This window comes from Citrobacter sp. MGH100, from assembly GCF_001034465.1.
GTDB lineage: Bacteria > Pseudomonadota > Gammaproteobacteria > Enterobacterales > Enterobacteriaceae > Citrobacter > Citrobacter youngae.
This window is the reverse complement of the sequence record NZ_KQ089800.1, coordinates 76972-91596: the sequence shown is the minus strand read 5'-3', so window position 1 is coordinate 91596 and position 14625 is coordinate 76972. Positions and strand designations below refer to the sequence as shown.

The 14625-nt window shown below is 55.1% G+C and carries 9 protein-coding genes; 2 read left to right on the top strand and 7 right to left on the bottom strand.

All coding sequences use genetic code 11. From position 1 onward, the window contains the following. Positions 1–5 precede the first annotated feature (5 nt). From hisS to SK32_RS00370, 7 genes are all read right to left on the bottom strand, one after another. Entirely contained in the window at positions 6–1280 is a 1275-nt protein-coding gene (gene hisS, locus SK32_RS00400; protein WP_048210927.1) for a histidine--tRNA ligase, read from the bottom strand. Between the two features lie 110 nt (positions 1281–1390). Continuing rightward, positions 1391–2509, bottom strand: a complete 1119-nt coding sequence (gene ispG, locus SK32_RS00395; protein ID WP_003037720.1) for a flavodoxin-dependent (E)-4-hydroxy-3-methylbut-2-enyl-diphosphate synthase — start codon at positions 2507–2509, stop codon at positions 1391–1393. 26 nt (positions 2510–2535) lie between these two features. Beyond that, positions 2536–3513, bottom strand: a complete 978-nt coding sequence (gene rodZ / locus SK32_RS00390; RefSeq protein WP_048210926.1) for a cytoskeleton protein RodZ — start codon at positions 3511–3513, stop codon at positions 2536–2538. 285 nt (positions 3514–3798) lie between these two features. Next, complete coding sequence (locus SK32_RS00385) at positions 3799–4965, bottom strand: dual-specificity RNA methyltransferase RlmN (protein WP_003037713.1); 1167 nt, start codon at positions 4963–4965, stop codon at positions 3799–3801. A gap of 290 nt (positions 4966–5255) precedes the next feature. Next, positions 5256–5687, bottom strand: coding sequence for a nucleoside-diphosphate kinase (gene ndk / locus SK32_RS00380; RefSeq protein WP_003037710.1), 432 nt, complete (start codon positions 5685–5687; stop codon positions 5256–5258). Positions 5688–5824: 137 nt separating this feature from the next. Then, positions 5825–8137, bottom strand: coding sequence for a peptidoglycan glycosyltransferase PbpC (pbpC, locus tag SK32_RS00375; RefSeq protein ID WP_048210925.1), 2313 nt, complete (start codon positions 8135–8137; stop codon positions 5825–5827). Continuing rightward, the gene (locus tag SK32_RS00370; RefSeq protein WP_048210924.1) at positions 8138–13069 is read right to left on the bottom strand and encodes an alpha-2-macroglobulin family protein; all 4932 of its coding nucleotides are present in this window, start codon (positions 13067–13069) and stop codon (positions 8138–8140) included. A gap of 206 nt (positions 13070–13275) precedes the next feature. Here SK32_RS00370 and sseA point away from each other — a divergent pair, with 206 nt between their 5' ends. Continuing rightward, entirely contained in the window at positions 13276–14124 is an 849-nt protein-coding gene (gene sseA / locus SK32_RS00365) for a 3-mercaptopyruvate sulfurtransferase (RefSeq protein WP_048210923.1), read from the top strand. A 339-nt stretch (positions 14125–14463) separates the two neighbouring features. After that, complete coding sequence (gene timP / locus SK32_RS26575) at positions 14464–14592, top strand: small toxic inner membrane protein TimP (RefSeq protein WP_306308094.1); 129 nt, start codon at positions 14464–14466, stop codon at positions 14590–14592. The last annotated feature ends 33 nt before the right edge of the window (positions 14593–14625 follow it).

The window sequence follows — 14625 nt, the reverse complement described above, 5'->3', positions numbered from 1 at the left end:
TCTCCTTAGCCCAGTAGAGTGCGCAAATGCGTGGCAACGCTATCCTGCGCTACTGCCGTTTGCTCACCAGAGCGCAAATCCTTCACTACAACAGTACCGTCAGCCACTTCGGACTCGCCCAGTACCAGTGCAACGCGGGCGCCCCACTTATCGGCACGGGCAAACTGTTTCTTAAAGTTGCCGCCGCCGTGGTTTGTCATCAGTTTCACACCAGGAAGTTCATCGCGCAGACGTTCTGCAAGCCGCATTGCCGCCGACTGCGTGTCTGCCCCCGAAGCGACCAGGTATATATCGACAACAGGATCGGCGTTAAATTCCGGATTAACTGCCTGAACTAACAAAACAAGTCGTTCCAGGCCCATGGCAAAGCCTACGGCCGGCGTTGCGCGACCGCCAAGTTGCTCTACCAGACCGTCATAACGGCCACCTGCACAGACGGTACCCTGTGAGCCCAGGCTGGTGGTGACCCACTCAAATACGGTGCGGTTGTAGTAATCAAGACCACGAACCAGACGCTGATTGACGGTGTAGGCAATACCTGCGGATTCCAGCAGTTTGCACAAGCCCGCAAAATGCTCGCGCGAGTCGTCATCCAGATAATCGCCCAGCGCAGGCGCGTCGTTCAACAGCGCCTGTACTTCCTGGTTTTTGGAGTCGAGCACGCGCAGCGGGTTGGTGTACATGCGCCGCTTACAGTCTTCGTCCAGTTTATCTTTATACTGTTCCAGATAAGCGACCAGCGCATCACGGTAGTTCGCACGGGCTTCAAGCGACCCAATGGAGTTCAGCTCAAGGCTGACATGCTGAGAAATACCCAGCGCACGCCACCAGCGGGCGGTCAGCAGAATGAGTTCAGCATCGATGTCCGGGCCTTGCAGGCCAAACACTTCGCAACCCAGTTGATGGAATTGACGATAGCGCCCTTTTTGCGGACGTTCGTGGCGGAACATCGGCCCGATATACCACAGACGCTGTTCCTGATTGTACAGGAGACCATGTTCGATGCCGGCGCGTACGCAGCCCGCAGTGCCTTCAGGGCGCAGGGTCAGGCTGTCGCCATTGCGGTCCTCAAAGGTATACATCTCTTTTTCAACGACGTCGGTGACTTCACCGATCGCGCGTTTGAATAACGGGGTCTGCTCTACAATCGGCAAGCGGATTTCACTGTAACCGTAGCTGCCGAGCACGTTTTTAAGAGTGCCTTCAATGCGCTGCCAGATGGCGGTTTCGCCAGGCAGATAATCGTTCATGCCGCGAATGGCTTGAATGTTTTTTGCCACGTTTATTCTCTTTATGGATATAAAAATGAACCCTCAGCGCTAACCCGGATAATACGGGCGCCATGCGGGTTCAATCATACACGGGAAGCACGCCGCTTCCCATCACGTTATTATTTTTCAAGCTGCTGCACGTCAATGCGTCGCGCTTCGTCCAGAATACTCGCTTTGGCGCGAATACGGGCTTCGAGCTGCGTGATCATGTCGTCGTTATCGAGTCGGTCCTTACGCACACCGTCTTCATACAGACCGCTTTTCTTGTTACCGCCCGTCACGCCCAGCGTGGAAACCAGTGCTTCGCCAGGGCCGTTTACCACACAACCGATGATCGAAACGTCCATTGGCGTAATAATATCTTCCAGACGTTGCTCCAGCGCGTTCACTGTACCGATAACGTCAAACTCCTGACGCGAGCAGGTTGGGCAAGCGATAAAGTTGATGCCACGCGCACGAATGCGCAGCGATTTCAGGATGTCGAAGCCAACTTTGATCTCTTCTACCGGATCGGCCGCCAGAGAAACGCGCAGCGTATCGCCGATCCCTTCAGACAGCAGCAATCCTAAACCGATCGCGGATTTTACCGAGCCGCTACGCAGGCCACCGGCTTCGGTGATCCCCAGATGCAGCGGTTGATCGATCTGTTTCGCCAGCAGGCGATAGGATTCTACGGCAAGGAAAACGTCAGACGCTTTAACACTAACTTTGAATTGGTCGAAGTTCAGACGATCGAGGTGATCCACGTGGCGCATAGCGGATTCCAGCAGCGCCTGCGGCGTCGGTTCACCGTATTTTTCCTGCAGATCTTTTTCCAGCGATCCGGCGTTGACGCCGATACGGATAGGAATATTTTTATCACGAGCGCAATCCACCACCATGCGAATACGCTCTTCACTGCCGATATTACCTGGGTTAATACGCAGGCAATCAACGCCGTATTCCGCCACCTTCAGTGCGATACGATAGTCGAAGTGTATATCGGCAACCAGCGGGACGTTAACCTGCTGTTTGATAAGCTTGAACGCTTCTGCGGCATCCATTGTCGGTACAGAGACACGAACAATGTCTGCGCCTACGCGTTCCAGCGCTTTAATCTGATTAACCGTCGCTTCCACGTCCGTGGTACGCGTATTAGTCATAGACTGTACGGCGATGGGCGCACCATCGCCGATCGGCACATTCCCAACGTAAATGCGTGTCGATTTTCTACGTTGAATTGGAGCCTGGTTATGCATTAAAAAATCTCCCGCATTGCCGTCTGTTACTGAGCCGGTGATTGTTCGGCATTAACGGTCAGACGCGCAACCTGGTTAGTTCTGATAAAACGACTCAGATCGACAGGTTTACCCTGGAACTGAATCTGCACTGCCGCCGGCGCACCAATCTTCAGTTTGTATGGTGCCTGACCGGTCAAATTCAGATTGCCGTCTTTACGCTGCATCCCGCTGAACAGTTTTTTACCGGTTGCGTCGGTCACTTCCAGCCAGCAATCAGCGGTGAAATTCATCACCAGCGCGTTAGGATCGCCAGCCGGTGTAGTGACGCCAGCCTGGTCAGTCGGCAGCGGTGCCGCTGTCGCCGGTGCAGTGGGTGTGGTCGCTGCAGTATCAACATTGGCCTGAGACGGAGCCACAACGGCGTTTTGATCTGCGCCAGAAGCCGGAGTCGCTGCGGTATCCGGCGTTTGAGCGGCATCATCCGGAGCCGGTGTACTGTCCTGGCTTGCAGAGGCGCTGGTATCCAGTGGCACACTCTGTGCGTTATCTTTACCAGCATTCAGCTCAGCAGAGGATTGATCGGCCATGGTGGTGATCTCTTCCTGCTGCGCTTTATGGTTCTGCCACCACCAGGCACCGGTCAGTCCGACAACGACAAACAGTACCAGCCAGGTAAAGGTCATTAGCCAGCCGTCGCGTTTCTTACGACGCTTACCGAGCGAAAAACTTTGCATCGGTGCGACGTTGGCAGGACGAATCGGAGCCTGTTTTTCCAGCCCTGGCAACAGTTCTTCTTCAGGAATATGCACCAGACGCGCATAAGAACGGATATACCCGCGCAGGAATGTTGAAGCGAGATCGGCTGGTGCCTTATCTTCTTCAATATCGCGTACCGTGGAAACCTTCAGGCAGAGTCGTTCCGCGACCACCTGTTGGCTGAATCCGAGTTGTTCACGGGCATTGCGCAGACGAACGCCGGTGGAGAGTGCTTCATTTTTGTCGTGCGTGGCTTCAGTATTCATTCGCTACAGCTGCGTAATATTTGGGTTCTGATGCCGGCGAGCCACAATGCTCACCCACACCGCGAAACATCTGGTCAGTTAACCTTCGTCAGACAGTATAAAACCGTCAGACCATCAATGACAAAACAGCGTAAACCTGAGGGCTAAACGCTTGTTGCGCCGTTACATACTGCCTTAAAGTCGACAAAAACGCACCGTTATTATTGACCTGACGACAACAACAAAGAACCTCATCTGGTTTACGTTACACTACGGTACATTAATTATACCGTAGTGCACTCAACATCAAACGGTCTTGATGTCGATAGCATCACCCTGCATACGCTTACGCAGAGTACGCTTGGTACGGTCAATAACGTCGCCCGCCAGCTGACCGCAGGCTGCATCGATGTCATCGCCACGTGTTTTACGCACGATGGTGGTGAAACCATAGCTCATCAACACTTTGGAGAAACGATCGATACGGCTGTTGGAACTGCGGCCATACGGCGCGCCCGGGAACGGGTTCCACGGGATCAGGTTGATCTTACACGGCGTATCTTTCAGCAGTTCAGCAAGCTGATGAGCATGCTCAGTGCCATCGTTGATGTGATCCAACATCACATACTCGATGGTCACGCGGCCCTGATTCGCATTGGATTTCTCCAGATAACGGCGCACAGCCCCGAGGAACGTTTCGATATTGTACTTTTTGTTGATAGGTACAATTTCGTCACGAATTTCATCATTTGGCGCATGCAAAGAAATCGCCAGCGCGACGTCGATCATATCGCCCAGTTTATCCAGCGCAGGGACAACGCCCGAAGTGGACAGCGTAACGCGACGCTTGGACAGCCCAAAACCAAAGTCGTCCAGCATGATTTCCATCGCCGGAACGACGTTGGTCAGGTTAAGCAGCGGCTCGCCCATCCCCATCATCACCACGTTGGTGATAGGACGCACGCCCGTTGCTTTCACCGCGCCGACGATTTTCGCCGCACGCCAGACCTGACCAATGATTTCCGACACTCGCAGGTTACGGTTAAAGCCCTGCTGCGCCGTAGAGCAGAATTTACACTCTAATGCGCAACCGACCTGTGAAGAAACACACAGGGTGGCGCGATCGTCTTCCGGGATATACACGGTTTCTACGCGCTGATCGCCAACCGCGATGGCCCATTTGATCGTACCGTCAGAGGAGCGCTGCTCTTCCACCACTTCCGGGGCGCGAATTTCAGCCACTTCTTTCAGCTTGTTACGCAGCACCTTATTGATGTCAGTCATGTCATCAAAGTTGTCGCTGCAATAGTGGTACATCCACTTCATGACCTGATCGGCACGAAACGGTTTTTCGCCCATCTCTTTGAAGAATTCGCGCATTTGCTGACGGTTCAGATCCAGCAGGTTAATTTTTCCATTTTTATTTGGAACCGCAGGAATGACGACTTCAGAGGTGTTAACTAATTCAGACATAATTTTTTCCGGCCTCGTTGTTACACGTTGTGGCCCGTGGAGGGTTAAAAAGAAACGCCCCGGCAAGCGATCTGCTCTTCCGGGGCGTTGCATTGTACAAAGTCTGGCGCAGGGATGCCACGTTTGCACGAAGCATTAGCGAAAATAATATGTAAATCGCTAATTCATCTCCAAAGGATTTCACGTCGCAGGAAGGCGGCAAGTTCGAGCATCCCCGGGAGCATAGAAAACTATGTGACCGGGGTAAACGAATGCAGCCAACGCATCTGCAACGTGAAAGACGCGGGAGATTAGCGAGTGCGCGGGCAAACCTCGCCTTCCCCAAAGAAATAGGCGATTTCACGCGCCGCAGATTCAACGGAGTCAGAACCATGGGTGCCGTTCTCAGTAAAACTGTCAGCGTAATCTGCGCGCAGCGTACCTGCCAGCGCATTTGCCGGGTTGGTTGCACCCAGCAGATCGCGGTGGCGCTGTACGGCATTTTCGCTTTCCAGCACAGAAACAACGATCGGACCAGAGGTCATGAATTCAACCAGACCGTCAAAGAACGGCTTGCCATCATGCTCGGCGTAGAAGCCGCGTGCCTGCTCAACGGTCAGGTGCAGCATTTTAGTACCGACAATTTTGAACCCTGCTGCTTCAAAGCGCGCAAAGATGCTCCCAATAACGTTTTTTGCCACCGCGTTTGGTTTGATGATGGAAAAAGTACGTTCAATAGCCATGATTACCTCTGAAAAAGATGTTTTGTTGTGGTTTACCTGGCGCGGATTATAAAGAGCATCCCGGCAATTGACTATTGACGAAGATAACATTTCTTTAAAATAAGATGAATTTTAGCAACAAACAGTGACCAACTGGTCTACTGCAACGAAAATCTCACCGTCTCTATTTGGCCTGCATCATCCATCACCAGCAGTTGATAATCCCCTTTAGTCGCCAGCCGTAGCGTAAGACGACGTCCGCGTTCATCCAGCCGTTCACCGTTAAGAAACCACCAGCGTTCACCGCTCCCACCGCTGGTTTGCACCGGCAATGAGGCTTGAGCAGAACCGGGTAAACGTCTCACAATCGCGCCATCGCGAATGCCTGTCAACTGCAACGGCTGCGAAGCGTCTTGTCCCAGCGGCGGACATGTGGCAGAAACTGGCGGTAATCTCGCCCCACGACGTTCTGATTCCGGTAGCCATGGTTCCAGCGGCAACGGCCAAACGATTAACGTTTGCTCGTGCGCCTGCGGGCAATCCGCCGCCACACGTTTGCCTTCATCATCCAGCCAGACAGGAAAACGAATTCCATTAACCCCTTCCTGCTCGGGCAATAATAACGTTGGCGGCTGACTGCCATCCAGTAACCAGGTTGCCAGACGGCGACGGCAGTTGCTGTCACTGGGGGCAAGAGATTGCCCTCCCGGCCAGCACACCACACCGCGACTCACGGATTCAGGGCGTGGATCTTCCGGCTGATTTGTCCCGCGAGAGAGCAAAAGATTGTTGACCTGATTGAGCAACGGCACGGCGCTGGCAAAACCAAACTGTCCCACCACCGGCGTACCGTCTGGCCTGCCGGTCCAGATGCCAATCACATAACGGGCGTTAACACCAATCGCCCACGCATCGCGATAGCCATAGCTGGTGCCCGTTTTCCACGCCAACGGCACCACGCGGCTCAGCGCGTTATCCGGCAGCGGTTGCGCTTCGTCAGCCATAATGCGGCGAATAATCCACGCCGCGCCCGCCGACATCAACGGACGTTCCAGCAGCGGATCGTCTGGCTGCAGACGCAGTTTTCCCGCTTTTCCCTGGCGGGCAAAGGCGCTGTACGCCGCCGCCATATCCTCAAGCCTTGCCCCCGCACCACCTAAAATCAGCGACAGATTCGGTGCGGCCCCTGCGGGAAGATACAGCGGTAAGCCGACGTTACGTAACGATGCGGCAAAACGCTTCGGGCCATAGGCTTCGAGTACCTGCACGGCGGGTAAATTCAGCGAGCGCACCAGCGCTTCGCTCATGCTCACCGGGCCATGAAAACCGCTGTCAAAATTCCCTGGTCGATAATCCCCGGTTCGCCGCGGTACATCCTGCAACAATGAAGCCGGATGAATGAGTCCGTCATCCAGCGCGAGACCATAAACAAACGGCTTTAGCACCGAGCCCGGTGAACGGATCGCATTCACCATATCCACATGACCAAAACGGGAGTCGTCATTCATATCTACCGAGCCAACCCAGCCACGCACGCTCATATCGGTGTGATCGACCACAATCATCGCCAGCGAACTGCGCGCAGGTAAGCGCCCTTTCCAGTTTTGCGCCAGCTCTTCCAGTTGACGCTGCAATCCGGCGTCAAGGGTGGTCACGATTTTATCGCTCCGGCTTTTTCCCAGCATCATGCGCGAGAATAACGGCGCGAGCTGCGGCATTTGCCGGGGCGCCAGCCAGACCGGTTCTTCACGTGATTCCTGTACTTGTCTGGCTGGCCAAATGCCCTGCGTTGCCATGCGTTCGAGTACTTTATTGCGCGCCGCTTCAGCGCGGTCCGGCCAGCGATCCGGGCGCAGGCGGCTCGGTGCCTGCGGCAGCACGGCCAGCAGCGCGGCATCGGAATAACTCAATTGCGCAGGTGATTTCCCCAGATAAGCCCAGCTTGCCGCCCCCACGCCCTGCAGCGTACCACCAAACGGCGCGCGGTTAAGATACAGCGTCAGGATGTCGCGCTTGGAGAGATGCCATTCCAGCTGCAATGCGCGCCAGAGCTGGCGAAATTTACCGCCAAAGGTGCGAGGATGGGGATCGAGCAATCGCGCAACCTGCATGGTGAGCGTGCTGCCGCCCGAAACCACACGCCCTGAGGAGAGGTCCTGCCATGCCGCGCGCAGTACTGAAAAAGGATTAACGCCAGGATGTTTCCAGAACCAACGGTCTTCGTAGTTAATTAACGCCTCAAGATACCGGGGGGACACTTCATCAATCGTTACCGGATACCGCCAGATGCCGTCCGCGTCGGCGAAGCGCCAGAGCGGCGTACCATCATAGGCCACCACGACACGCGCCGGATCGACTTCGTGAAGCGGCAGCGGCCAGATTTTATCTGCCACCCAAACCGCCGCCGCAAGCAGTAGCGCAACGGCTGCCAGCCAGAGCCAACAGCCGCGTTTACCCAACCCGCGCATCATTTACGGTCTGACAATCAACAGTCCCTCTGTCGCACCGGTCGCGCGCCACTGCGGAACGTACATGGACTCCACCTGCGGCACAGGAACCTGATAGGTCCCCGGCGTTACCGCCCGCGCCAGATACACCAGCGTCACCGGCTGTCCTTCGTTAACCGCCACCGCGGCGACAAAGCGATCGTCACGGAACTCAACGTGCTGGATATCCGCCTGCTGCATCTGATTGAGCAGATTCGCCACTTCGCTGCCGCTGTCCTGCAGGCTGGCGCTGCCGTTGGCCAGATTCTGGTTTTCCAGTTCCAGGCCCGCTGGCAGTAAGTCGACCACCAACGCATCCGGTACGTTCTGGCTGGCTTTCACCTCCAGCCAGACCAGCACCAGTTCGCCGCTGCGCAGAGAATCCAGCGATTTGCTGTTCCCGTCGAGCCCCAGGATTTGACGTTCAATATGCAGGACATTGCTGGCAGGCGTCGGTGAGGTTTGCGGATAACCGCTCACATCCAGACGCAGCCACAGCGGTAGATTACCGGTATTGGTGACGCTCAGCGTAGACAGCGCATCGGCATCCAGATTACGCGTCTGTGATTTCTCTGCGGCTAACGGTTGTTCAGAGAATGACGTTTGCGCCTGCCACGAGCCAGGCAAATCCTGTAACGTACGCGCGGCAAGGAACAGCGCATTATTTTCCTGAGTCGAGAGCCAGCGCTGTCCAAAGGCCTGTTCTGACAAGGTGTTCAGCAGCGTATTCTGTACCTCAGGTTTAAGTTTGTTTTCTTCCAGCAAGGCCAGCATCAGCGCGTTGTCGCGCAGTTGACTGCCGTAATCCGCCATCCACTGCTGCGTATCGCGGCGCGGTGTATTCAGGGCCAGCGTCAACGCCTGTTCACTGCGGTTGGCATCGCCCATATTTTTCAGCGCGATCCCCAGTTGTAACAGCGGTAAACCAGAGGCTGCTTGCGCACGACGCTCCCAGATCTCACGCAATGCGCCGAGCGGAGCTTTTTGCTGATGCGCCAGAACCAACGCGGCGTAGGCTTGTACGGCAAACCGGCTTGCTGAAGAGTCGTCGGTATAGCGAATCGACATCATGCCCGGATCCTGCAAATAGCGCAGTAGCCGCTCGTTGCCCCGGTTAATCACCTCTACCGGGACACTGTAGCCCTGTTCATTTGCCCGGACGAGGAAATCCATGACATACGCGGTCAGCCAGTACTCTTCCGACCCGTTTTTATCCCACAGCGCGAAACCGCCGTTATCACGCTGCATCTGCACTAAACGGGAAATCCCAATATCGACTGCCGCGCGACGTTTTTCATCGCTGTCGCCTACAATACCTAACGCCTTCAATTGCGCAGCGTTGGTGTATAAGGATGGGAACAACCCGCTCGCCGTTTGCTCCAGACAACCGTAGGGGTAAGCTTTCAGTTCGCGGATATAGCGCGCCAGATTCAGCGGCGGCTTACCGCTGAACAGCAGTTGCCCCTGCATCGTCACAGGGGAGAAATTGGTCAGTTCTTCGCCCGGAAGCTGCCAGGTTGCGCCCGGCTGAAGTGCGACACCGTTATTAACGGTTTGCGCCGGGAACGCCGGACGCACGCCAATCTTCCACTGCTTATGCTGAACAGGCAGCGTTTCACCCGGTAAAGTCAGACCGCTAATTTCTGCCTGAATTTCGCCATCGCCAAACCCCTCCCGCGCGCGCACCGGAATAAACAGCGTAGTCCTTACGCCTGGCGCCAGATTTACCGGCGCGGGATCTTGCCCCATCAGCTCCAGTAAACCATTGGCCGCGAGCTTAATATTCAGCGTTTGCGGTTTGTCAGTCAGGTTAGTCACGTCCAGCGTCAGGCGCGAGGTATCGCCTCCCGCCAGAAAACGCGGCATATTCAGTTCAGCAATTACTGGCGCGGCAACAATCACCTTGCTTTCGCTGCTGCCAAAGTCATCCGCCGTCCAGGCCTGCGCCATTACCCGCAGCTCGCCGTTGAAATCACCGATAGGTAACGTCACCGACCCTTCGCCTTGCTCGTTAAGCGTGACCGGCAACGCCTGTTGCGCCACGATATTGACGTGATTGACCGGTGGTTTACCGCCACGTTTTAATTCATCGCCGTCACCACCAAAGCGCAGCGCTGCCAGACGTCCTTGCCCTTCGATCACCTGGCCGTAAATATCATAAATATCCGCGCCATAGCGTTTTTGCCCGAAAAACGCCTGCCACGGATCCGGCGTGGCGTAATCGGTAATATTCAGCACTCCGCTATCAACGGCAGAGACCAGCACGTTAACCTGTTTTGGTACGTCACCATTTTTGACGCTGGCTTTAATCTTGACGGTCAACGGCTGGTTTGGACGTATTTTCGCCGGGTTTTCCAGCGCCAGCGCCAGACGACGGTTTTCGTCACCTAACGGCAAATGCAGTAAACCGACCGCCCGTTTTGGCGTTGCCGAACGGGACTTGTCGCCAGGACGAACCACCAGCGCACTAAGATACAAATCGTGGCGATTCCAGGTTTTATCGATTGGGATGGAGATATCGAGACCATCCGCCGGTACGTCTATTTCTTGCCACCACAGCGGGCCTTCGCTGGATTCCACCATCGCATAACCTTTGCCAGCAGCGGGAGCGGCAACGTGCAGCTTCATGGTATCACCGGGACGATAGCTGGGTTTGTCCAGTTTCAGCGTCACGCGATCGGGACGCACAGCCCCACTGCCGTCGCTATTATCCTGCCAGCTATAACCGGCCCAGAAGCGTACGCTGCTCACCGCATCATTAGGGGCTTTCACTTCCAGACGATAAGCGCCCCACTCAACCGGGAAGCTGACTTTACCGGTTTCATCGGCCTTAAGATCCAGAGTCTGCTCACCTTCAACCAGATCCTTTTGATCGAACTGTGATTGCCAGCCCTCGCCTTCAGACCAGTTCCAGTAATAATCTCGTCGCTCGCGGATCAAACGCACCTGCAAACCGGACACCGCTTTTTTCTCGCCTTGCGCATCGGCATACACAATGTCGAAAGCGGCGTTGCTGTTTTCATCAACGATAGGCTGATTCACGGTGGTATCGGTGCGGTAGTCATAAACGGCTTTCGCCGCAAACTGCGGACGAATGCCCGGCAGCGTATCTGCAGGCCAGATGGCTTGTTCAACCCGACGCGTCACCGGACGACCGCCCGACTCCAGCAGGCTGGCTTGCAGGATCACCTGTAACGGGGAATGCGTCTCCTGCCACTGGCTGTTGGCGGTCACTTCGCCGCGACCGTGGTCATCCAGCGTGAGCTGAACTTCATCGAGGCTGCGGGACAGGTTTTCTTCGGCAATATTACCAAACTGGAACCCCGGCAATGCCTGCACCGCTTCGCGCAGCGGGCGCAGGAAAAGCTGCCCTTGCAGCGCATTGCCGTTAGCGGGCGCGCCGTACAGGTAGTAACCCACTACCGAAAACTTCACGTCATCAGTTGGTGCCACCGGGATCTTATTGGCGGAGAGATTGAGCGCCATCCGCTCAGGCATAAAATCTTCGACGTGGAAATCCCACATCCGTGACTGGTTGTCGCCGGTATTAGCCCGAATATGCCACATGCCGGTTGGCGCGTTGGTGTCCAGCGGCCAGCTAAAGCGGTACAAGCCGTTTTCCGGTTGGCTAACTACCGAGCGTAGCACTTGTCCGTCGGGCTTCACGACCTCCAGCTTCACCGGCTGGTCGGGCAACGTTTTGCCATCGCTGTCACGCAGTAATCCGTTGAGGATCACCGTTTCGCCAGGACGATAGAGATCACGTGGGCCGAACATAAAGAACTGCTTGCTGTATCCCGGCGCACCGGCAATATCAAATTCAGCCAGATCCAACGCCGGGAGCTTCAGATCCAGCAGCGTGGTTTGCCCGTCTTTGCGGGCCAGCAATAAAGCAGCGTCTTTATCAGTCTCCAGTTTGACATGACCCTGAGCGTCGCTGGTAGCCTGCGCCAGCGTCTGTCCTTTTTCATTGAGTAACGTGACCTCAATCCCCTGCTGCGCGGCGCCGTTTTCCAGACTCTGCGTAAAGACATCCAGTTGATTATGGTAACGGTGCGCAGACACACCAATATCGCTGAGCGTGAACAGCGTAGCGGCATTACTGTAGTTGTATTGTCCAGCCTGATTCATCACCGCGATGTAAACACCTGCTTGCTGCAACGGCTTGATATCGCTCAGCGGCAGCAGCAGCTTCTCACGGGTGTTGCGCGCAGGATTGAGGTCAAAGCGTCCGGTATACACCAGTTCCGCCATTTTCAGCAGATTGTCAGATTCCCAGTTAGTCAACGAATTACGATATTCCCACTGGCTGACAAATGCACCGAGCGACTCAGGCTTCACGCGAAAGAAGTTCACATCTACGCTGTTAACGTTAAGGGCCATCACTGGCAGCCCTTCAATCACTTTTCCCGGCAGCAGCGAGCCGCGACTGGCGAAGCCTACGCTTGGCTGGACGTCGCGGGTGGTAATATTTTTTTCATAGTCGATAGCGAACGTCGCTTTATTCAGCGCCAGCAAATCACGCTCAATGGTCACCACCAGTTCGCGGTTGGGTTCGAGATGGCGTAAGCGTAGCTCTTTCAGATTTGGCGCCAGCTCCCAGGCCCCATCCACTTTGCCGCTTTTTTTATCGACAACGTGCAGTACGCGAGAAAAATCTTGTTCAGGATCGAGAGGAATAGAAAAAGTCAGCACCAGCGTCGCCGCACCATCCAACTGGACTTCTGAGGCATCCAGCAGCGTCAACGGCTTGCCCTGGCTTTGCTGCATCAGCTTTTGTAATTGCGCCGGATCTTTTGCCGGTGTGGTCTGTGGGGCGGGCGTATCATTTTTTGCCGTCGTCGACGGCTTATCGTTATTATCGCACCCCGCCAGCGCCAACATCAGCATACAGGCCACTACGCGTAAATGTTTCATTTTTCATCCCTGGCCTGAGTGGCCCGTTAGCAACGTAGAACAACTATTATGCGTCAGATTTCAGCAGGTGGAAGTCAGTAATAAGATGTTGTTGTCTGAATTTTCGTGATTAATGTGGGTCCACCTGACAAATCAGCCTCTTTTACTTGTCGCTTTGCACCAAACATCCGACAATTTGCCGAAACCTGGTAAAAATGGAGATGCCTATGACTACCGCCTTCTTTGTCGCTGCCGACTGGCTTGTCGAACATATTGACGACCCGGAAATACAAATTCTTGATGCCCGGATGGCACCTCCAGGCCAGGAAGATCGCGATGTTGGCGAGGAGTATCGCGCCGGCCATATTCCTAGTGCGCTCTTTTTTGATATCGAAGCGCTCTCCGACCATACTTCTGCGTTACCGCATATGCTGCCACGTCCGGAGGCTTTCGCCGTCGCCATGCGCGAGCTGGGTGTACATCAGGATAAACACCTGGTCATCTACGATGATGGCAATCTGTTTTCCGCCCCGCGTGCCTGGTGGATGCTGCGCACATTTGGCGTCGAAAATGTTTCCATTTTGGCAGGCGGTTTTGCGAGCTGGCAGCGTGATGAGCTCCCCTTGCAGACAGGAAATGTTGACTTGCCCGAAGGTGAATTTGACGCCGTGTTTACGCCAGAGGCCGTCGTGCGGGTGACCGATGTCCTGCTGGCCAGCCATGAAAAAACCGCACAGATTGTCGATGCGCGCCCGGCTGCGCGTTTTAACGCAGAAGTTGACGAACCCCGACCAGGTCTCAAGCGCGGCCATGTTCCCGGTGCGCTGAACGTACCGTGGACAGAGTTGGTTCGTGACGGCGAACTGAAAACCACCGATGAGCTGGATGCTATTTTCTTCAGCCACGGCGTGAGCTTTGACAGACCGATAATCGCCAGCTGCGGCTCCGGCGTAACGGCGGCCGTGGTGGTGCTGGCGCTTGCGACGCTGGGCGTTTCCAACGTCGCGCTGTACGACGGCGCATGGAGCGAATGGGGAGCGCGCAACGATTTACCGGTAGAACCCGAAACTAAATAAAATCTGATTTACACATTTTTTTCGCCCACAAAAAAACCGCTCAAATGAGCGGTTTTTTTGTGCCAGTCCGGTTCGCGGCCTTTCCAGCAGGCTGTGTTGCCATAGCAACGCAGGCACACCTCAGGAGCTAAATATTCCGGTTTAAGAGAATAAAAGTCAAGTTAATTAACAGGGAAACTATTCAACATTTAATGTATTATTCTGAGCGGCCCTTTCCGCTGTCTCGCAAACGGGCACTGGCTTTAGGGAAGGTCATTGTATGGCCGTATACGCAGGCGCACCTCAGTGCTTGCTATCACGGCATGATCGCCAGTGGTGCTGTCGTGATGCGGTCTTCGCATGGACCGCGCAATGAAAATACGGTACTTCTGTATCGTGCTTGTTGTATCTGGCGCGTTGTGTCTTCACGGGGACCAGAGTTACTCAGGTAATTTTGCACGCGTGACGCTCAGCGCCCAGGGCAAGTAAGCCAGGTAGCCGCCCTACGGGGCGGCTTTCCTT

Bases quoted from the DNA above. Each gene is read 5' to 3' on its own strand.
- ispG (WP_003037720.1), bottom strand. From the start codon at position 2,509: ATGCATAACCAGGCTCCAATTCAACGTAGAAAATCGACACGCATTTAC.
- rodZ (WP_048210926.1), bottom strand. From the start codon at position 3,513: ATGAATACTGAAGCCACGCACGACAAAAATGAAGCACTCTCCACCGGC.
- SK32_RS00385 (WP_003037713.1), bottom strand. From the start codon at position 4,965: ATGTCTGAATTAGTTAACACCTCTGAAGTCGTCATTCCTGCGGTTCCA.
- ndk (WP_003037710.1), bottom strand. From the start codon at position 5,687: ATGGCTATTGAACGTACTTTTTCCATCATCAAACCAAACGCGGTGGCA.
- pbpC (WP_048210925.1), bottom strand. From the start codon at position 8,137: ATGATGCGCGGGTTGGGTAAACGCGGCTGTTGGCTCTGGCTGGCAGCC.
- SK32_RS00370 (WP_048210924.1), bottom strand. From the start codon at position 13,069: ATGAAACATTTACGCGTAGTGGCCTGTATGCTGATGTTGGCGCTGGCG.
- sseA (WP_048210923.1), top strand. From the start codon at position 13,276: ATGACTACCGCCTTCTTTGTCGCTGCCGACTGGCTTGTCGAACATATT.
- timP (WP_306308094.1), top strand. From the start codon at position 14,464: ATGGACCGCGCAATGAAAATACGGTACTTCTGTATCGTGCTTGTTGTA.